This window comes from Corallococcus sicarius (assembly GCF_003611735.1).
GTDB lineage: Bacteria > Myxococcota > Myxococcia > Myxococcales > Myxococcaceae > Corallococcus > Corallococcus sicarius.
The window spans coordinates 1-20035 of the sequence record NZ_RAWG01000175.1; the positions used below are offsets into that span (position 1 = coordinate 1).

At 70.9% G+C, this 20035-nt stretch carries 16 protein-coding genes; 10 read left to right on the plus strand and 6 right to left on the minus strand.

Translation table 11 applies throughout. From position 1 onward, the window contains the following. Nucleotides 1-62: 62 nt before the first annotated feature. Together D7X12_RS24575 and D7X12_RS24580 are read right to left on the minus strand one after the other, a co-directional pair. Complete coding sequence (locus D7X12_RS24575; RefSeq protein ID WP_120627713.1) at nucleotides 63-347, minus strand: DUF427 domain-containing protein; 285 nt, start codon at nucleotides 345-347, stop codon at nucleotides 63-65. 36 nt (nucleotides 348-383) lie between these two features. Then, nucleotides 384-1211: an alpha/beta fold hydrolase gene (locus D7X12_RS24580; protein WP_120627714.1), complete on the minus strand. Its 828-nt coding sequence runs from the start codon at nucleotides 1209-1211 to the stop codon at nucleotides 384-386. 186 nt (nucleotides 1212-1397) lie between these two features. Between D7X12_RS24580 and D7X12_RS24585 the strand changes: the two genes are divergently transcribed. The 3 genes from D7X12_RS24585 (at nucleotide 1398) to D7X12_RS42535 (ending at nucleotide 4818) form a co-directional block, all read left to right on the plus strand. Beyond that, a complete protein-coding gene (locus D7X12_RS24585; RefSeq protein WP_120627715.1) occupies nucleotides 1398-3470 on the plus strand; it encodes a HEAT repeat domain-containing protein in 2073 nt (690 codons plus the stop codon). Between the two features lie 236 nt (nucleotides 3471-3706). After that, on the plus strand, nucleotides 3707-4201 hold the full coding sequence (locus tag D7X12_RS24590; protein ID WP_244224754.1) for a hypothetical protein: 495 nt from the start codon (nucleotides 3707-3709) through the stop codon (nucleotides 4199-4201). Nucleotides 4202-4233: 32 nt separating this feature from the next. Beyond that, nucleotides 4234-4818, plus strand: a complete 585-nt coding sequence (locus D7X12_RS42535) for a hypothetical protein (protein ID WP_147443792.1) — start codon at nucleotides 4234-4236, stop codon at nucleotides 4816-4818. A gap of 4 nt (nucleotides 4819-4822) precedes the next feature. On the opposite strand, the gene D7X12_RS24595 is transcribed toward D7X12_RS42535, so the two are convergent. Further along, entirely contained in the window at nucleotides 4823-5239 is a 417-nt protein-coding gene (locus D7X12_RS24595; RefSeq protein ID WP_120627716.1) for a hypothetical protein, read from the minus strand. Between the two features lie 490 nt (nucleotides 5240-5729). On the opposite strand from D7X12_RS24595, the gene D7X12_RS24600 reads away from it, so the two are divergent. The 6 genes from D7X12_RS24600 to D7X12_RS24625 all read left to right on the plus strand — a co-directional run bounded on the left by D7X12_RS24600 (nucleotide 5730) and on the right by D7X12_RS24625 (nucleotide 15330). Next, entirely contained in the window at nucleotides 5730-7211 is a 1482-nt protein-coding gene (locus D7X12_RS24600; RefSeq protein ID WP_120627717.1) for a TolC family protein, read from the plus strand. After that, complete coding sequence (locus tag D7X12_RS24605) at nucleotides 7199-8374, plus strand: efflux RND transporter periplasmic adaptor subunit (RefSeq protein ID WP_120627718.1); 1176 nt, start codon at nucleotides 7199-7201, stop codon at nucleotides 8372-8374. Before D7X12_RS24600 ends, D7X12_RS24605 begins: the two co-directional genes overlap by 13 nt. A gap of 8 nt (nucleotides 8375-8382) precedes the next feature. Continuing rightward, nucleotides 8383-11547 (plus strand): efflux RND transporter permease subunit, encoded by a 3165-nt coding sequence (locus tag D7X12_RS24610; protein ID WP_120627719.1) that lies wholly within the window; start codon nucleotides 8383-8385, stop codon nucleotides 11545-11547. Nucleotides 11548-11624: 77 nt separating this feature from the next. Next, complete coding sequence (locus D7X12_RS24615) at nucleotides 11625-13505, plus strand: cyclic nucleotide-binding and patatin-like phospholipase domain-containing protein (protein WP_120627720.1); 1881 nt, start codon at nucleotides 11625-11627, stop codon at nucleotides 13503-13505. Then, the gene (locus D7X12_RS24620; protein ID WP_120627726.1) at nucleotides 13502-14542 is read left to right on the plus strand and encodes a 3-oxoacyl-ACP synthase III family protein; all 1041 of its coding nucleotides are present in this window, start codon (nucleotides 13502-13504) and stop codon (nucleotides 14540-14542) included. The genes D7X12_RS24615 and D7X12_RS24620 overlap by 4 nt, the downstream gene beginning before the upstream one ends. Beyond that, nucleotides 14539-15330 carry a lysophospholipid acyltransferase family protein gene (locus tag D7X12_RS24625; RefSeq protein WP_120627721.1) on the plus strand — a complete coding sequence of 264 codons (792 nt, stop codon included), beginning with the start codon at nucleotides 14539-14541 and terminating at the stop codon, nucleotides 15328-15330. The genes D7X12_RS24620 and D7X12_RS24625 overlap by 4 nt, the downstream gene beginning before the upstream one ends. Here the strand turns inward: D7X12_RS24625 and D7X12_RS24630 are convergent. Together D7X12_RS24630 and D7X12_RS24635 are read right to left on the minus strand one after the other, a co-directional pair. Beyond that, nucleotides 15272-15817 (minus strand): DUF2378 family protein, encoded by a 546-nt coding sequence (locus D7X12_RS24630; protein ID WP_120627727.1) that lies wholly within the window; start codon nucleotides 15815-15817, stop codon nucleotides 15272-15274. The genes D7X12_RS24625 and D7X12_RS24630 overlap by 59 nt on opposite strands. A 199-nt stretch (nucleotides 15818-16016) precedes the next feature. Further along, nucleotides 16017-16559, minus strand: a complete 543-nt coding sequence (locus D7X12_RS24635) for a DUF2378 family protein (protein ID WP_120627722.1) — start codon at nucleotides 16557-16559, stop codon at nucleotides 16017-16019. Between the two features lie 300 nt (nucleotides 16560-16859). On the opposite strand from D7X12_RS24635, the gene D7X12_RS24640 reads away from it, so the two are divergent. Beyond that, a complete protein-coding gene (locus D7X12_RS24640; protein WP_147443793.1) occupies nucleotides 16860-19148 on the plus strand; it encodes a hypothetical protein in 2289 nt (762 codons plus the stop codon). 58 nt (nucleotides 19149-19206) lie between these two features. Here D7X12_RS24640 and D7X12_RS43010 read toward each other — a convergent pair. Next, the coding region (locus D7X12_RS43010) for a tetratricopeptide repeat protein (protein ID WP_158620112.1) at nucleotides 19207-20035 on the minus strand (829 nt) is incomplete at its 5' end.

The following is a 20035-nucleotide window of genomic DNA, read 5'->3' on the forward strand; positions in this document are numbered from 1 at the left end:
CACAAGCCCGTCCCCACCAGCACGTACGCCCCCGGACACTCGAGCGTGCCCGGAGCCGCCCGCTACCGCTCCACCGTCACGCCCTTCCAGAAGGCCACGTGGCCCCGGATGTTGGCCGCGGCGGACTTGGGCTCCGGGTAGAACCAGGCGGCGTCGGCGTTCGTCTTCCCGTCCGCCTCCACGGTGTAGTAGCTCGCCTCGCCCTTCCACGGGCAGGTCGTGTGCGTGGTGCTGGGCTTGAAGTGCTCCCGGCGGAGGCTGTCGGGCGGGAAGTAGATGTTGCCCTCCACCGTCTCGAAGCGCTCACTCTCCGCGAGCACGACGCCATTCCATTTCGCGACTGGCATTGAAGAAACCCTCCTGGGCCTTGCGGTAACCATGCGTCACCCGGTGTGCGCGGTGTTCGTGGACGCATGCTGGGTGAGGAAGGGAGCAAGCTCCGCGTTCACGAGCGCCGGCTCCTCCACCGTGGAGGAGTGCCCGCCGCGCGACAGGCGCACCAGCTTCGAGCCGGGGATGAGCGAGTGGATGCGCTCCGACTTCGCCGGCACCGTCGCGCGGTCCTCCTCGCCCACGATGACGAGCGTGGGCGTGCGGATGCGCGGCAGTTCGTCCGCGACGCTCTTGCGTTTGATGACGCCGTTGACCGCGCGCCAGATGTCGCGCCGGTTCTGGCGCAGGCGCGCGGCCCACAGCGCCCGTTCGGCCGCACGGCCCGGGTCGGTGAGGAACGACGCGCCGAACATGATGCGCATCACCACCCCGGTGACGGGCGCCAGGCCCATGTAGCGGGCGATGAGGTTGAGCGCCGTGTACTTGGGCACGTTCGCGGCGGGCTCGGGGTCGGTGGACGTCTCCAGCAGCACCAGCGAGCGCACCAGGTCCGGCCGGCGGGCCGCGAGCCGCAGGCCCACGAAGCCGCCCATGGACAGGCCCACGAAGTGGACCGGGCCCACCCCCAGCGACTCGATGAGCGCCACCGCGTCCGCGTACACCGTCTCCATGTCGATGGCGGCGTCGGGCGGCACCGCGCTCTGCCCCTGCCCCCGGTGGTCGTACGCGATGCAGCGGAAGCGTCCGCGCAGCGCCTCCACCTGCGGGTCGAACAGGCGCGTGCTCCAGAGGAGGCCGTGGCTGAAGAGGACCACGTCCCCCACCCCACCGGTGTCCTCGTAGTACAGCCGGGTTCCGTTCACGGACCGCATGGGCATGGGCAGGCCTCCTGGGGTGGGTGCTGGCGATGGGCTCCGGGCAGCCAGGACCCTAGTCCAGCGCTCCCCGGGACCGCAGCCCTACCTGGGAGGGCGGTGTCCACTGGAGGAGAAGAGCTGTCCGGGCTCGCTCGGAGGGCGGCTTGTGCCGCCTGGCGGTCCGAGGGAGCATGGCCGCACCTCCGGATGCGACCTTCTCGCCCTGTCCTCGTCTCCCTCGCGGTGGTCGCCGTGCTCGCCGTGGGGCTCGTCTACGCCCTGCGCCCGGCGGCGTCCTCCGCGCCCGTGGTTCCCTCGCCCGCGGTCGCGACGCGCGCTCCTGTCGACGCAGGCAGTCCTGTCGTGCCGGTGAAGACGGCGGAGGCTCCCCCTGAGGCTCTGGCGACGGCTCCGGCGAAGCCGAACCGGTTCGTGGGCTCCGAGGTCTGCGCGGACTGCCATGAAGAGCAGCACACGGGCTGGAAGCACGACTGGCACGCGCGGGCGCTGTCGCCGGCGACGAAGCAATACGTGGTGGGCACGTTCACGGGCGCGGGCACGCACTTCAAGGGCGAGTCCAGCGAGGCGTGGATGCGCCGCGATGCCGGCAAGTACCTGATGCGCACCAAGGGCGCGGACGGGAAGCCAGGCGATTGGCCGGTGCAGTGGCTGGTGGGCGGCAAGCGGATGCAGGACCCCATCACGCTGTTGCCGGACGGGCGCTGGCAGGTGTTGCCGGTGTACTTCCACGTCACGGGCAAGGGCGAGTGGGTGGACTACTCGGAGAAGAAGCAGGGCCCGCTGGCGCCGGACCACCCGTTCTTCTGGGCGAACTTCCGCCGCAGCGCGCAGCATGCGTGTCTGGACTGCCACGTCACGGGGTTGGACGCGCGCTATGACCGCGCGAAGCACCAGTGGGAGACGAAGTTCGCGGACGCGGGCGTCGCGTGCGAGTCCTGCCACGGGCAGGGCGGGCGGCACGCGGACTCGCAGGCGGCGGCGGACATCATCCAGCCGGCGAAGCTCTCCACGGAGGCCGGCTTCGCGGTGTGCGCGCAGTGCCACGGGCCGCGCCGCACGCTGTTCCCGATGCTGGACGCTGCGCACCGCTACCAGCCCGGCCAGCGCTACACGGACCACTACCAGCCCATGGTGTTGCTGGTGGGCAACGAGCGCTCCGGCGACTTCTTCAACGACGGGCGTCCCAGCACGTCCAGCTTCGAGTACCAGGCGCTCATCCAGTCACGTTGCCACCAGCAGGGCGGGGCCACGTGCCTGACGTGCCACACGGCGCCGCACGACGCGCAGGCGCCCAACGAGGTGAAGAAGCCGAAGGTGACGACGGCGCGCCTGTCCACGAACGCGGCGACGTGCCAGGGCTGTCACGCGGAGGTGGTGGCGCAGGGAGAGAAGCACACGCACCACAAGGCCGCGGCGGCGCAGGACTGCCTCGCGTGTCACATGCCGCCGGTGGTGTCGGGTGTGTTGGATCACTTCGCGGACCACGCGCTGGACGTGCCGGTGCCGAAGAACACGGCGCGCCACGACGTGCCCAACGCGTGCAACGCCTGCCACACCAAGGAGACGCCGGACGCGATGGACGCGGCGTTGACGAAGTGGTGGCCGCAGGCGGGGGTGCGTCAGCAGCGGCGGCTGCGGCTGGCGGAGGCGTTCGACGAGAAGACGGCGGCGTCCAGCCGGGGTCCGCTGGAGGCGGTGCTGGCGGACACGACGGAGGCGGGCACGCTCCGGGGCGCGGCGGCGAAGTTCCTGGCGCGGCGGTTCAAGCGCGACGGGGTGCCGGCGCTGCGGGCGACGTTGAAGAGCACGACGGACAGCACGTTGCGCTCGGACCTCATCGACGCGCTGGGCAGTGTGAACGCGCGCGAGGCGGCGGAGGACCTGGTGCCGCTGCTGAAGGACGGCTCGCTGTGGGTGCGGCAGGGCGCGGCGCTCACGCTGGCGTCGTTCGGGGACGCTCGGGCCATGCCGGCATTGCAGGCGCTGGCGACACAGCCGGAGACGAGCGGGCTGGTGCAGCCGCACGTGATGCTGGGGCAGCTGGCGATGCGCCGGAGGGATGTGGCGACGGCGACGCGCGAGTTCGAGCGGGCGCTGGACCTGCAGCCCTACAACGCGGACGTGCTGGTGCGGCTGGCGGACCTGTACGTGGTGCAGGGCAACGTGGCGAAGGGCCGCGAGCGGCTGGAAGAGGCGCTGCGGTTTGATCCGCAGAGCCGCTCGGCGAAGCAGCGGTTGTCCATGCTGCCGGCGCCGTGAGGATGGACTTCAGGGTGAGGCTTCCGGGATGGCTGTTGTGCCTGGGCCTGGTGCTGGCATGCGCGCAGCCTGCCGCGACCCCTGGAGTCATCCAGGGCAGTTCGCGTGACCTTCCCGAACGCATCCCGGGCCCCATGCCGGGATTTGGACCTTTCGACACATACTCCGACGCACTCATCTCGGCCTGCTCGATGCTGCTGAAGCAGCCCCATGCCACCGCAGGACGCCGCTCGGACATGAACTTCCAGCTGCGCTGGGACCTCTCACAGGAGTACTGCGCGTGGATCTATTACACGCCGGATGAGCGGTTCGAGATGAGCATGATGTCCGTGACCCCGATCCAGGACGCTCGTGGCAAACGGACCTGTCGCCTGCCGCCCTCCGTGGACGACGCCCGGTATCCTCCCGAGAGCATTGGCTACGTGTACCTTCTCCACACCCATCCGTATGAAGGAGAGCTCACGGAGCAGGACATCCGGTACATCGTCGCCATGGGACTGGCGCATGGCTGGGAGGTGAAGACGAAAGCGGGGATGCTCCGGTTGTCCCTGGTGGCATTCTTCTCGGCCTCGAATGACTTCGCGAATCCCACCTGCGACGGCTTCTTCCAGTACACCCCCACGACCGGTGATCTGTCCAAGTGGACGCATGAGCGGAACCAGTGGAGTCGCCAACCCCTTGGCACCGTGGTCTGGACCGACGAGCAGACCTACCGGATCGATCGCCGCTAGGCGCATGGTCAAGGCATCGACGAAGAGGGCCCATGGTGACAAAGCGCTTCATGCTTCCGGCAGCCTTGTTGTTGGCGGGTTGTCTGCGGACCCCGCCTACGCGCGCTGCGCTGGTGAGTGACACCTCCATCGACTTCCCAGCCTTCTTCGAGCATCCCGCCGTGGAGGCAGGTGCTGACGGTGGGCCTGTCGAACTGACGGGCACCGTCCTGCGTGCTGTCGAAGTCGCTGCTGCTGACTTCCTGGGCACGCAGCATGCCGACACACCCTGCCCTGACCGACGCGAGGCCCACCGGTACAGGGTTATCCAGCAGCAGGGCATCGTCTTCATCCGGATTGATGAAGATCCACGGTTCTGTGGCCTGACCGTTCCAGGGCTGCATTCAGGCGCCCAGTACGCGGTGGGCTCCGATGGCAGGATCCTCCGGCGGCTCCGGGATGGCGAACCGGGTTCATCGCTGCCGCCCATGGACGCGGGGCCTGTCATCCCGGTTCCTTCATCCGAGGTCGGCCGGTCGTTCGATCCACCGGATGGCTCCGTTCCCCTGCCGTTCCTCATCGGTCCCGGCCGGGATGCAGGCACCTCTGGAAGTTCGCCCCTGGTAACACCGCCGTGAGCGCTCAATGCTGGACGGCGAGGATGCGCCGTCCCTTCACGTCCACCGCATAGGTCGCGCCCATGTCCATGAGGGGCCCCTGCTTCTCGCAGAGCTGGGGCTTGAGCGTGATCTGCACGAACGTCACGCCTTCAGGCCCGGGGGCCGCGGTGACGTCGTATGACTCACGCTGGTAGAGGCAGAGTTCCTCCTCGGTGGCGCCCTTGTGGGGCTTCAGGTCCAGGGGCCGGAAGTCATCCAGGGCGAGCTGCATCGCGGTGACCACTCCAGCGGGAAGCGTCTGGGCATCCGCCGGCAGGTCGAGCGGGAACTGAACGCGCGCCGCTTCTTCCGGCGGCGCATGGACAGGCCGAGGCGCGCGATGGAAGAGCGCACAGGCGGGGAGCAGCAGACACAAGGGCAGGAGCAGTCCGGACTTCATCGAGGCTCCACGCCAGCCTGGAGCTGGATTTCGGATGTGCATGGGATGGGCTATTCGTCCACGGCGGTCATGAGGCCGACCGCTTTGTGCTCCGGCTTGATGATACCCATGAGCGCCCAGCGCCTCCCACGCCGTTTCATGAACCTCGCACGGCCTTGCCCCTGGATGAGCCTGTGTCTCCGCAGTGACCTGCTGAACGCCGCCCTTCCCTCCAAGACAGACGCCCCCGCCCCACCCGGGATGCACGTTGGCTCCTTCCTCCTGGAGCCTGGACGTCCCATGCCCTTCCCAATGCCCGGCGCCCCTTCGCTGCGCTGTCATTGAGCGCCCCTCCGGCACGGACTGTCATCCCTGTCCTCCGGTCCAATCCGCGCGCTCCGTCCATCCACTGGCAGGCACTTCGGTGTCTGTCTGTGTTTTCCATCGAAGCAGTGGGAACCCGAGCCCATGGCGACGGATGGGCTTCGCCCCTAACTGGGGAGCACCCTCTATGAACGCCCTTCTGTTCGCAGCCCTGCTCGCCAAGGCCGGCGCCGCCAGCGCGCCCACCGCACCCACAGGCCTCGAACAACCGCGCGTGCTCGCACAGAACACCGCACCTGCCCCCAGGGACAGGCAGGCCCCCCAGGACCCGAACTCCGTCCCGGCGGTGCCTCCGCCCTTCCAACCAGACGTGTCGGATCCGCTGCTCACCCCGGCCCCTCCCGCGCCGCAACAACTCACGTCCTGGAATGAAGCGCTGTCCCTCCTGCGCCAGCGCTCGCCCGACCTGCAGAGCGCGCTGGGACAACTCGAAGTGGCGGCGGGCCTGTGGCGCATCGCGCTCGCCAACCTGCTGCCCACCGTGGGCGGCACCCTGTCCGCCCAATACAACGTGCTCAACCCGGACGTGCCCGCCGTCGGCGGCGGGGTGGGCGGCGGCATCGGTGGCGGCGTGGGCTCCGCCGGAGGCTTCACCCCCACGCCCCTGCTCGGCCTGGGCGTGCTCACCGCGTCCGTGCCCGTGGTGGACCTGGCCAGCCTCTACGCCCTGGGCAGCGCGAAGGAGTCGCGCCGCACCGCCGCCCTGTCGCTCGCGGAGACGCGCCGGCAGCTCACCCGCGGCCTCGCCCAGGCGCTCGTGTCCGTGTCCTCCACGGAGCGGCTGGCGGAGGTCAACCGCGTCAACCTGCGCACCGCGCTGGAGCGGCTGGCCCTCGCGCAACGCCGGTTCGAGCTGGGCGCCGGCACCCGCCTGGACGTCGTCCGCGTGGAGCAGGACGCCCAGGCCGCCCGCCGCAACGTCGTCACCGGCGACGAGGACCTGAGACGCGCCCGGGAGTCCCTGGGACTCGCGCTGGGCACACCCTCCGCCGTGGGGCTCGCGAAGGGGCTGGACCTGAACACCCTGCTCCAGGGCGCGAAACAGAGCTGCCACACGCTGGAGTCGCTGGACCGCCGCGCGGACCTCGCCACGGCACGCTCCCGGCTGGTCGTCGCCGAACGCGCCATCGGCATCGTGAAACGCCAGTACGCCCCCACCCTGGACGTCACCAGCACCACCACCGCGCTCACCGTCAACCCGGGCTTCGCGGAGGTGCCCATCTGGAACATCGGCGCCAGCCTCGTGCTGCCCTTCTGGGACGGCGGAGCCCGCGAAGGCCGCCTCCGCCAGACACGCGGCCAACTGGAACAGGCCCGCGCGGACGTCATCGCCCTCGAGCGCAACGTCTCCGTGGAGGTCACCCGGGCGAAGCGCACCGTGCAGGTGAACCAGGCGACGCGCGACCTGGCGGACCGCGAGCGCGGACTCGCGGAAGAGAGCGACCGGCTCACCCGCCGCAGCTTCGAGGTGGGCACCGGAACGAGCCTCGAACTGGTGCAGTCGGCCGGGGACCTGCGACAGGCGGAGCTGGCGCTCGTGATTCGCGACTTCCAACTCCGTCAGGCGCAGGTGGACGCATTCCTGTCGGAGGCCGCATGCGATTGGTGAGGGGTGGTTGGGGTGCGTGGGGGCTCGTCCTCGCGCTCGCGGGCGGGTGCAGCGGCAGCAGCAAGGATGGGGCCTCATCCTCGCCCGGCGGAGGTCCCCAGGCCGGCCAGCAGGGCCAGGGCGCGAAGCCCCTCCCCGTGCAGGTGATGAAGGTGGAGCCCGGCCCGGTGCGCGACACCCGCGAGTACGTGGGCACGCTCATCTCCCGGCACAGCATCACCCTCTTCCCGCAGGTCGCCGGCTACGTGCAGTCCATCTCCGCGCGCCCCGGCGACACCGTGAAGGCAGGCCAGGTCCTGCTCGTGGTGGACCCCCGCCAGGAGCAGGCCAATCTGCGCGCCTCCCAGGCCCAGCGGACCTCCGCCATCGCCAGCCGCGAGTACGCGCGCCGCACCCGCGAGCGCAGCGCGCAGCTCCTCAAGGAAGGTCTCATCAGCCGCCAGGACTACGAGCAGGCCGTGGCCCAGGCCGAACAATCCGTCGCCCAGGCCCGGGCCGCGGAAGCGCAGATCCAAAGCCAGCAGGTGCAGCTGGGCTTCTTCAACGTGAGCGCGCCCTTCGACGGCGTCGTGGGCGACATCCCGGTGAAGGTGGGCGACTCCGTGACGCCCCAGACGCCGCTCACCCGCGTGGACCAGAGCGAGGCCCTGGAGCTGTCCGTGCAGGTGCCGGTGGAGCAGGCCTCCCGCGTGAGGATCGGCCAGACGCCGCTGGAGGTGCTCGACGACGACGGCAAGCCCGTGGTCCGCGCCCCCGCGTTCTTCGTCGCCACCACGCCCGCCCCCGCCACCCAGCTCGTGGAGGTGAAGGCCTCCTTCCAGAACACCGTGGGCCTGCGCGCCGGCCAGTTGGTGCGCGCACAGCTCGTCTACGACGTGCGCGACGCCCTGAAGATGCCCACCACCGCCGTCACGCGGCAGGGCAGCCAGGCCTTCGCGCTGGTGGTGGCGGAGGGTGACGGCGGCACCGTGGCGAAGCGCCAGCCGGTGACGCTGGGGCTGGTGGAGGGCAACGACTACGAGGTGGTGAAGGGCCTGGAGGCGGGCACCCAGGTGGTCGTCAGCGGCGTGCAGGCCCTGCGCGACGGGATGCCCATCCAGCCCAGGCCCGCGGCGCAACAACAGACACAGGGCATCGGCGGCGGCGCGGACGCGGGTCGCTAGGGGCTGCCATGTTCACCGACTTCTTCATCCAGCGCCCCGTGTTCGCGAGCGTGCTGTCCATCCTCATCACGCTCGTGGGCGCCATCTCCATCCCCAGTCTCCCCATTGAACAGTACCCGGAGCTGGCGCTGCCCCAGGTGCAGGTGACGTCCACGTACACGGGCGCGTCCGCGGAGACGGTGGAGAGCGCCGTCACCACCGTGCTGGAGCGCCAGCTCAACGGCATGGAGGGCATGCGCTACCTGTCCTCCACCAGCACCAGCGAGGGCCAGAGCACCATCATCGCCACCTTCGACCCGGAGCGGGACGTGGACCTGGCGGCGGTGGACGTGCAGAACCGCGTCGCCACCGCCACGCCGCAGCTGCCCCAGCAGGTCAACGCGCTGGGCGTCACCGTGCGCAAGTCGCAGACGCAGCTGCTCGTGTCCTTCGGCCTGTATGACAAGGAGAAGCGCTACACCACGGAGTTCCTCAGCAACTACGCGGACGTGTACCTCCGCGACGCGCTCCTGCGCGTGAAGGGCGTGGGCGACGTGCGCATCTTCGGCGAGCGCCGCTTCGCCATGCGTCTGTGGTTGGACCCCACGGAGCTGGCCCGCCGGGGCCTCACTGCGCAGGACGTGCTCAACGCCCTCCAGGAACAGAACGTCCAGGTGGGCGCGGGCAAGGTGGGCCAGGCGCCGTCCTCCAGGGACCAGGCGTACCAGCTGTCCCTCCAGGTGAAGGGACAGCTCACCTCACCGGAGGAGTTCGGCGCCATCGTCGTCCAGCGCGGCGCGGAGGGCGCGCTCGTCCGCATCCGCGACGTGGGCCGCGCGGAGCTGGGCGCGGAGAACTACCAGCAGCTGTTGCGCTTCAACGGCCAGGACGCGGTGGGCCTGGGCATCACCCAGCTTCCGGGCTCCAACGCCCTGGAGGTGCGCGAGGGCGTGGAGGCAGAACTCCAGCGGCTGTCCGCCAACTTCCCGCCGGGCCTCACCTACCGCGTGGCGTTCGACACCACGCGCGCGGTGAGCGCGTCCATCGAGGAGGTGCTCACCGCGCTGGGCGAGGCCATCCTCCTGGTCGTCCTCGTCATCTTCATCTTCCTGCACGGCTGGCGCAGTGTGCTCGTCGCGGTGACGACGCTGCCGGTGTCCCTGGTGGGCACGTTCATGTTCGTCAGCGCGTTCGGCTTCTCGCTCAACACGCTGACGCTGTTCGGCCTGACGCTGGCCACGGGCCTCGTGGTGGATGACGCCATCGTCGTCATCGAGAACGTCGAGCGCGTGATGGAGCACGACAAGGTGGACGCCAAGGAGGCCACCCACCGGGGCATGCAGCAGGTGTCCGGCGTCGTGGTGGCCACCGCGCTGGTGCTCTCCGCGGTGTTCATCCCGGTGTCCTTCTTCCCCGGCACCACGGGCGCCATCTACCGCCAGTTCGCGCTCACCATCGCGTTCTCCATCAGCCTCTCCGCGCTCGTCGCCCTCACCCTGTCCCCCGCGCTGTGCGCGCGCCTGCTGCGCACCAACGAAGGCAAGAAGTTCATGCTCGCGCGCAAGTTCGACCAGGGCATGGACGCGCTCCGGCGCGGCTACGGCAGGCTCCTGGGACTGATGCTGGGCAAGGCGCGCTGGATCGTCGTCGCCGTGTTCGCCGCGCTCCTCGTCGCCACGGGCTTCCTCTACCGTGCCACCCCCACCGGCTTCATCCCGGAGGAGGACCAGGGCTACCTCATCGTCGCGGTGCAGGGGCCGGAGGGCACGTCGCTGGAGTACACGCGCAACGTGCTCATCCAGGTGGAGTCCCTCCTGCGCGCGCAGCCAGAGGTGGTGGACACCTTCACCGTGGGCGGCTTCTCACTGCTGGGCACGGGCGCCAACTACGGCTCGCTCTTCATCAACCTCAAGCCGTGGGAGGAGCGCGAGAAGCGCGAGGAGAGCGTGGCGGGCCTCGTGGAGCGGCTGCGAGGGCCGCTGTCCCAGGTGGGTGGCGCGCGCGTGCTGCCTTTGCAACCGCCCGCCATCCGCGGCGTGGGCAGCGTGGGCGGCTTCGAGTTCGTGCTGGAGGACCAGCAGGGAGGCCGCTCGCTGGAGGAGCTGGCGCAGGCCACCCAGGCGTTGATCATCAAAGGCAATCAAGAGCCGCGCCTGCGCGGCGTGTTCTCCTCGTACACGGCGGGCTCGCCGCAGCTCAACATCGACGTGGACCGGGAGAAGGCCAAGGCGCTGGGCGTGCCGCTGAGCACGCTGTTCTCCACGCTCCAGGTCTACCTGGGCAGCCAGTACGTGAACGACTTCACCTTCGCCAACCGCGTCTACCGCGTGTTCGTGCAGGCGGCCACGCCCTTCCGGGACAACCCGAAGGACATCGGCAGCTTCTATGTGCGCGCGGACACCGGGGCCATGGTGCCGCTGGAGAGCCTGGTGACGGTGACGCCCATCACCACCGCGCAGAACATCACCCACTACAACCTCTTCCGCTCCACCAACATCAACGGCCAGGGCGCCCCCGGCGTCAGCACCGGGCAGGCCCTGGAGGCCATGGAGGCCGTGGCGAAGCAGGCGCTGCCGCCGGGCTTCACCTACGAGTGGACGGGCCTGTCCGCGGAACAGAAGAGCGCGGGCAACACGGTGCTCGTCATCTTCGCGCTGGGCATCGTGTTCGTCTTCCTCGTGCTCGCCGCGCAGTACGAGAGCTTCGCCCTGCCCTTCGTCGTCATGCTCGCGGTGCCCGTCGCGATGATGGGCGCGCTGCTGCTCCAGAACGCGCGCGGGCTGGTGAACGACGTGTTCTGCCAGGTGGGGCTGGTGATGCTGGTGGGGCTCGCGTCCAAGAACGCCATCCTCATCGTGGAGTTCGGAGAGCAGTTGCGCGCGCAGGGCCAGGGCGTCGTGGAGTCCGCCATCAACGCGGCGGAGACGCGGCTGCGCCCCATCCTGATGACGTCCTTCGCGTTCCTCTTCGGCGTGGTGCCGCTGATGCTGGCCAGCGGCGCGGGCGCCTCCGCGCGCAAGTCGCTGGGCACCGCCGTCTTCGGCGGCATGCTCTTCTCCACCTTCGTGAACCTCATCTTCATCCCCGTGCTGTACGCACTGGTGGAAGGCGCGCGCAGCAAGATCCTCAAGAGCCGGAAGACGGGCAAGTCTCTACCTCCTGGGGGTGAGCCGCCGCGGCCCCAGCCCGCGTAGAACGCGACCCGCACAGCGGGCAGGCGCTCCGGTGCCGTATCCAGCACCGGAGCACGTTGGTTATCCTGGGTCGACGCATGGCTTTTCCCATCACGGTCGATGAGCGGCGTCGGTGGCTGTACACACTGAAACAAGCGCCCGCGCTGCGTCACACCCGCACGTCCATCCTCCTGCGTCTGCTGGGGAGGGCCCGCCCGGTGGAGCCCGGTCCCGGTACGAGCGTGTGCATGGAGGGCCAGGAGGTAGACGGTGTCTACCTGCTGCGCTCCGGCGAGTGGAAGGTGATGGCGGGAGGGATGGTGCTGCTGCACCTGCGCTCGGGCATGTCGTTGGGCGTGGAGGCGCTCGCGCGAGGCGCGTGGCCCGTCACGGTGAAGGCGGTGTCCGCGTCCCAGGCGCTCTTCATCCCCCGCGCGGAGCTGGAGGTGGCCGCGGGGGCTCCCCGGCTCGGCCTGCCCGCGCCCGGGCCGCGCGCGGAGGTGGTGACGTTCCAGACGCAGGGGATGGAGCTGCCGCCCGCGGTGCTGTCCACGCTGGTGGAGCTGGTAGCGAAGGTGATGGTCCACGACTTCGGGGACCGGGTGCTGCTGGTGCGCGGCGGAGCACGGGAGACGAAGGGCGCGGTGCGCGGCGCGGATGGCGTGTTCCGGCGCACGGTGGGGCCCCGGAGCACGTCGCATGGCGCGACGTGGATGCAGCCGTCCGGGGTGCCCGGGGCTCTGGACGACGACTTCGACTGCGTGCTGGTGGACGGGCTCGCGGTGCCGGACGGCGTGACGGTGCGCGAGGTGCGGCTGACGCCTTCCGCGGGTGAGGCGCTGGGGACGGCCTGTGGCGCGTCGGTGCTGCCCACGGTGCTGCTGTCGCCATGGAAGCCCCGGAGCAGCCCGAGCCTGAAGGGCCGCCCGCTGCCGGACGAGGACGAATGGGACGCGGACGCGCCGCCGCCTTCATGCCGGCTGCGGCTGGACTGGGAGCGGCTGGTGGCGCGGCCCGGGGACACGCGCCCCCTGGCGGCGCTGGGGTTGGACGCGGGGACGCGGGACGCGCTGTCGCGCTGGGCGCGCGCCATCACGGGCAGGCGCGTGGGGCTGGCGCTCAGCGGCGGCGGCGTGTGGGGCTTCTACCACGCGCACATCTTGAGGAGGCTGACGGCGCTGGATGTGCCGGTGGACTTCCTCAGCAGCTCCAGCATGGGGTCGCTGGTGGGCGCGTACTTCTGCGGCACCGCGCGCGACGGACGCGAGGGGATGGATGGCCTGCGGCGGCTGCGCTACCGCGCGAAGCACGGGCACCTGTCCGCCGCGGCGCTGTCGTCGGTGGTCACCACGCAGGCCATGGAGTGGCTGGTGCGCGGCGACCTGGGGAACATGGCGCTGGAGGAGCTGCCCACGGGCTTCCTCCCGGTGACGACCGACCTGACCACGGGCCGCTGCGTGGTGCTGGAGCAGGGGCCGCTCGCGCTCGCCGTACGCGCCAGCGGATCCGCGCCGGGGGTGTGGGCGCCCACGCTCCAGCCGCCCGCGCGCTACGTGGACGGGGCCTTCACCAGCATGGTGCCGGTGGACGTGCTGCTCAACGCGGGCGCGGACCTGGTCTTCTCCAGCAACATCTTCCCCGCGGGCCACCATCAGGCCGCCCGTCCGCTGCTGCCCGGCGCGGTGGGGCTGTTCCTCTCCGCGCTCAACCCGGTGGCGCGGGCCCGGGACCTGCTCGCCAGCGGCGTGCTGCTGCTGCACCGCAATGGCGACCTGGAGTCGGCCCGAGGCGACCTGCGCTACGACGTGGGCACGCGCGACCACCCGCTGCTCGGCTCCATGCGCTTCACGCACGTGGACGCCGTGCTGGAGGAGGCCGCGCGCGACATGGCGCTGGAGCAGAAGCTGCTGGAGTTCAAGCAGGCGTGGGAGTCCCTGCGCGTGCGCCGCACCCCGTGCGGTGGAAGGAGGGCCGCGTGATTCCCGTCCGCATCCTCGGCACGGCGAGCGTGCTGCCCGGCCCGCCGGTGACCACCGCGGAGCTGTGCGCGCGGGTGGGGCGCGACGCGGCGGAGGTGGAGCGCAAGACGGGCATCCGCACGCGGCACTTCGCCCCGGCCGGCACGCGCGCGGCGGACCTGGGGGCCCAGGCCCTGCGGGGCGCGCTGGAGGCGGCGGGCCTGGAGGCGACCGCGCTGCGGCGCATCCTCTTCGTGTCGTCCATGGGCGGGGACGTCCTCACGCCGGCCAATGGCAGCCGGGTGGCGGCGGCGCTGGGACTTTCGGGGACGTGTGACGCCATGGACGTGACCAACGCGTGCATGGGCTTCCTGAGCGCGTTCGACCTGGCGGCGCGCTCGGTGGCCACGGGGCTGGGGCCGGTGGGCGTGGTGTCGGTGGAGCTGCTGTCGCGCACGACGCGGCCGGAGGACCCCCGGCCCTGGCTGGTGCTGGGCGACGCGGCGGCGGCGGTGGTGCTGGGCGCGGCGCGGACGGCCCAAAGCGGGCTCGGTGGCGGGCTCGGTGGCGGGCTCGGTGACGGCGGGCTCGGGCTCGGGCTCGGGTTCGGTGACGGCGTGCTGGGCGCGGCGTTCGGCAACGACGGCACGCTGCCCCCGGACGTCGTGCTGGAGAACCCGCTCATGACGGGCGAGCCCGGCGGGATGCGCTTCCTCACCCCCAGCCGAGACATGACGCGCGTGGCCCTGGGAGCGCTGACGCGCGCGGCGACGGCGGTGCTGACGGAGGCGGGGCTCACGGTGGCGGACGTGGACTGGGTGCTCACGCACCAGCCGAACGGCAGCATGTTCACGGCCATCCTCCAGGCGCTGGAGGTGCCCGCGCAGAAGAGCGTGACGGTGGTGGACACGGTGGGCAGCGTGGGTTCCGCGTCGCTGGGGACGGGGTTGGACCGGCTGTGGCGCACGCGTCCGGTGAAGCCGGGGGACCGGGTGCTGATGGTGGGCGTGGGCGCGGGCGTGGCGCACGGCGCGGTGCTCTACCAGGTGGGCGGGTGACGGCGACGGGCGCCGCGGCGCGGGCCGCGTGGCTGACGACGTTCCGCCTGCTCCAGCGCTATCACCGCTACGAGGTGGTGAACCTGGAGCCGCTCCTGCGCCCTGGCGCGAAGCTGCTCGTGGGCTACCACGGGCGGCCCCTCGCCGTGGACCTGTGCATGCTGACGGTGACGCTGCATGAGCGCCTGGGCTACCTGCCACACGGCATCGCGCACGGCGCGTTCGACCGGCTCCCCGGCATGCGGCAGGTGGCGGACGGGCTGGGCTTCGTCACGGGGGATGGGCCCCGGCTGGCGGAGGCGGTGACGAAGGGCGAGCACGTGCTGGTGCAGCCGGGCGGCACGCGCGAGGGCTGCCGCGACTTCCGGCACCGCTACCGCGTGGACTGGGGCGGACGGGTGGGCTACCTGCGGCTGGCCGTGCGGTACGGGCTGCCCATCGTGCCCATCGCGGGCCACGGCATGGACGACGCCTACGTGGGGCTGAATGACGGCTACGCGTGGGGCAAGCGGCTGGGCATGCCCGGACGGCTGCCCTTGTGGCTGGGCGTGGGCGCCACGGGCCTGTGGCCGCTGTCGCTGCCGTTCCCGGTGAAGATGACGCAGTGGGTGGGCGAACCGCTGACGCGCCACCTGGAGCCCGGGTTCGACGCGGAGGACCGGGACGCGCTCTTGTCCGTGCACCGCGACGTCACCGGCGCGGTGCAGGGCCTGCTGGATGCGGCGCGGCCTACCAGCGGACGCGGTACGTCGCCGCGCGTCCCTGACGGGACTCCACCACGGTGGTGAGCCCCTTCACGCCGGTGGCCTGCGTCCCGAAGTGGCAGATGGCGCCGATGAACTCCGGGTACGTCCCGCCCTCGTTCACCTTGAGCCGGAAGTCCGAGTCCGCCAGCTTCTCCACCTCCACGTGGAGGAAGTTGCTGCCGGACGCCAGGTTGCGCGACATCCGCTCCAGCGCGCGCACCGGCCCCAGCAGCTTCAACATGCCTTGCAGCGCGCGGCCCATGTTCGTCTCGAAGTAGCCGCTGACGAAGCGCTCGCCCAGCAGCCACTGCGCCTCCGCCATGGGGACGCCCGGGAAGAGCTCCTCGGCGCCAATCTGCAGCGCCCGCTGCCAGATGGCGTTGGGGTACGCGGGCTCCAGCTTCTTGTCCACGTCCAGCCCGGCGGCCTTCAGCTTCGCCTTGAGCGGAGCCTCCAGCCGGCCCTTCAAGGCCACCAGCAAACCTTCGACCGTATGGCCGAACACGAACTCATTCTGATTGGTCGACACCAGGGGCTCCTTCGCCACGTCTCGGGGGATGACGCGGTTCGGTTCCTCCTGGGTAGACCGTTTGTGGGCTTGTCGACAACCCCTACATCCCCCGGGTGATGACGATTCGACGGGGAGTCTGAGGATCTCCGCGACGTGACATGACGTGTCGTATCGGGGAGGCGACCTGGGAGGTCCCCTGCCCCGGCCGTCCGGGCCGCTACCAGCGGACCCGGAACATCGCGGAGAGTCCCGCGCGCGACTCCACCACGGTGGTGAGCCCCTTCACCCCGGTGGTCAGCGTCCCGAAGTGGCACAGCGCCCCCATGAACTCCGGGTGGAGCCCGCCGTCATTCACCCGGAGCCGGTAGTCCGTGGGCGCCAGGCGCTCCACGTCCACCTGCACGTAGTTGCTGCCGGTGGCCATGTTCCGCGACGTGCGCTCCAGGGCGCGCGCCGGCCCCAGCAACTTCAACATGCCCTTCAGCGCCCGCCCCATGTTGGTCTCGAAGTAGCCGCGGATGAAGCGCTCCCCCAGCAGCCACTTCGCCTGGGGCATGGGGAGGGTCGGGAAGAGTTCCTCCGCGCCCAGCAGCAGCATCTGCTGCCATTGCGCGTTGGTGTACGCGGCCTCCAGCTCCCGGTCCAGGTCCAGCCCCACGGCCTTCAACTTCGCCTTGAGCGGGCCGTCCAGCCGCCCCTTCAGGGCCAGCAACAGCCCCTCCACCGTGTGGCTGAACACCACCTGTTCGCGAGAGCCCATGACGCGGCCCTCCCTTGATACGGCTGCGGTCAGCGCCGTGGATCCGTCCCTCATTGGTAGCCCCCCATCTGCATCCAGGACAATCCCAGTCGTGGATCCATGACGGGATTCTTCCAGATGGATCACGAAGTCGCTGGACGATTCGCGTCCCGTCCACCCACCAACAGACACACCTCCCGGAAGCCCGGCTTCCCGCCCGTGGATGAGCGCGCGACACTGCGTCGCGACGCGTGTCCAGCGGCCCGGCAGACGGGCCGTGTGTCTGTCATTGACGGAAGTCCTGGCCCTGGGGGGATGTGCATGAGCTGGAGCATCGAAGTGCCCGCCGTGAACACGCTGAACCGTCCGTTGGGGGACTCCGCCCAGGAGCAGGCCCTGGGCCACGCGGAGTGCAACGTGAGCCGGAAGGTTCCGCTTCCCGGCGGTTCGGTCCTCCTGGCGGCGTCAGCCCGGGTGCCGTTGGAGCTGTTCAACGGCCCGGAGGACCGGGACGACGGGGGTGTCGTGGGCAAGAAGAGCGCGCACCCCCCGGACGGCTCCGCGCCGGAGCCCCTCTTCCTTCCGGACGGGTTCACCAGCTGGGTGAAGTACGCCGCCGAACTCAACGCGGAGGCCAGCGCGGAGGGCACCCTCCCCTTCGTCACCCTGGACGGCAAGGGCGCCATCAACGTCCTGGTGGCGGACTACCGGGGACACCCGACGACGCACCTCCTGGGCGACGTGCTGCGCAAGGACGCGAAGACGCTGCGGCTGCCCTTCCAGGTGGACGACGTGCGGGCCCTGGGCCCCGACGACGCGCTCGCCTTCCAGGCCCGCATCCAACTGAAGACCGGCGCCACCCTGTCCTGGCCCATCGTCACCGCGGCGGTGGTGACGGCGCTCGCGCAGCGGGTGGGCCGCGCCGTGGCCCTCCAGCTCAAGGCCGACGTGGGCGTCTCCGTGGGGGGCTCGCTCCAGTTGGAGGATGAGCTGCGCCTCGTCTTCTCCCGTCCGAAGAGCCCGGGCCCGTTCACGGTGTCGGTCCGCAAGGCGACCTCGCACGGCGGCGCCGTGAAGATCCAGGTCGGGGCCACGCTCGGGGTGGAGTCCCCGCTGCTCACCTCGCTCTTGACCTCCGTGGCCTCCACCGAGCAGGCCCGGGAGGTGACGAAGGTGATGGAGGCGCTCGAGTCCGGGACGCTCAGCCCCACCCTGCTGACGCTCGCCACCGCGCTGCTCGGGGGCCTGGGGTTCAAGGAGGAGCTGGACGCGGCGCAGACCACCGTGGAGAAGGTCTACGGCGAGCTGAAGACGCTCATCCAGGACAGCGTGCGCGCCACGCTGAAGGCGGGCTTCGAATACGAGTATGCCCGCTGCACCGAGGACACCACCCTGATGGAGCTGGAGGTGCCGGAGGCGGCGCTTTCGGACGTGCACGGCGCGCTCATCTCCGGCGACCTGGCCAGCATCCAGCGCCAGGTGAAGGACGCCTGGACCCGCCGCTACTTCCAGATGACCTCCATCGAGACGCAGCGCACCCGCGGCTTCGGCCTGGGCTGGCGCGACGTCTTCCTGGCGAAGGCGTCGGACCGCAAGAAGCTGAAGGCGGTCGCGCAGCATGCGTCACGGGACCCCGTGAACGGGCCGCGCCGCTATGCCTTCCAGGGCGCCCGCGCGTACGAGCACAAGGGCTGGCTCGCGGGGGGTGAGGTGCTCCAGGGCATCGACTTCAGCGCGCAGATGCCCGGGTTCTCCACCCGGCCGAGCGCGGACGCCTTCGAGTATGGCTTCTTCGCCCAATCCCGGTTCAAGGGCAGCCCGTCCCTCCAGTCCCTGGAGGACCTGGCCCGGGTCTGGGGCGCGCTGCCGGACGGGGCCGCCTGTGAGCCGCTCACCGCGCTCCTCCAGGCCGCGCCGCGCGGCGCCAGCATCACCGCGCGCTTCGAGCTGCGGCTGGACTCGCGCGCGTTCAAGAAGCTGCTGAAGCGGATCGGGACCGACCCCGCCGCGGAGCTGGAGTGCTTCGCCATCGCCCTGGCGCGAGCGCTGCCGAGGGACTCCGTGGCCGTGCGCGCCTCCCCGGCGGTCCGCCAGCAGGTCTATGCGCCCCTCTGGAAGAAGTACCTGATGGACCGCGCCAGGAACTGGGACAAGGCCTTCATCCTGCGCAGCGTGGAGGACCGGCTCAAGCGGATGCAGCCGCCCGCCGCCCTCCAGGACCGGACCTGGGAGCAGTCGTCGATGGCGGGCGGAGGCCCCACGCCCGGCGCCTTCATGGGGGTGATGGAGAACGCCTCCCGGCACGGCGGTGACACGGGCGGCACGCCCTACGGGAAGGTCTACGACATCTGGGCCCGGCTGACCCAGCGACTCAAGGCCCTGCAGCAGGCCATCGACGCGCGGAGCCCGCTCTCGGATGACCCCGAGCACTCCATCATCGTGGATGCGTTCGACCCGCTGGAGGACTCGGGCTCCGACGGGTTCCGGATGACGGCCACCGTCGCCTGGTTCCTGGAGCTGTCACGGCACTGGGGCTTCCGCGCGGACCTCCAGCCGCTCGTGGGCATCCAGGTCGGCGACCAGCCGGAGCTGCTGCTCACGTCCGTCTGAGCGGCGGGGGGCCTCCCCGCACGGGGGCGGCGCTTTTCGCTGGCCGCTCCCCGCGCCCCTACTGCTGGCACTGCTGCTTCCGCTGCGTTTCGGACATGAGGGCGCAGGCACGGCGCTGGGCCTCCTGGGCCTTGAGCACGTTTCGGGCAACGCCCCGGCCTTCCGCCAGTTGCTTCGCCAGCAGCGCGCAGCCGTCCGACTCCCCCCGCTCACACGCCTGGGAGGCATAGTCCACCACGCCCGACGGAGACCGCGCCGCGCCCGCTCCCACGTCATGCAGCCGCGCCACGACCAGACAGCCCAGGCCGCTTCCACCCGTGCAGGCCCGCGCGCCCGTCTCCAGCGCGGCCCCCGGATCCTCGGCCAGTCCGAACCCGGTCTCCTGGGCGAGGGCCACCTCGCCACAGGCGTCCGGGTCGCCGTCGTCGCACGCCGCCAGCAGCCTGCGATGGTGGGCCTCCGCTCGCGGAGGCGTCAGGCCCACCGCCTCGCAGGACACGGTCATGCGCGTCTTGCAGGCCTGGACCTTGAGGCGGTGCAGCGCCGCGGGGTCCTTCGCCTCGGACTCCGCGGCGGACTCGAGCAGCTCGTAGCAGGAACTGGAATCCTCCAGGACGAAGCAGCCCCGGTCCCACGCCCGCAGCGCGCGCTCCCTGTTCGCGGGCACGGAGCCGGGGAGCAGGAAGAATTCACCCAGGGCATGGCACGCCAGGCCCCCATCGTCCCGCGCGCAGCTCCTCTCCAGGAGCGCCTGGCTCTTGCGGACGTGGATGGGCCCACCCTCCCACTGCCGGTACAGCTCCGTCAGCTCCACGCACCCTTCGACATCGCCTCCGTCGCAGCCCTGCTGGTACGCCCGCTCCGCCCCCACCTGGCTGAGGGCCGCC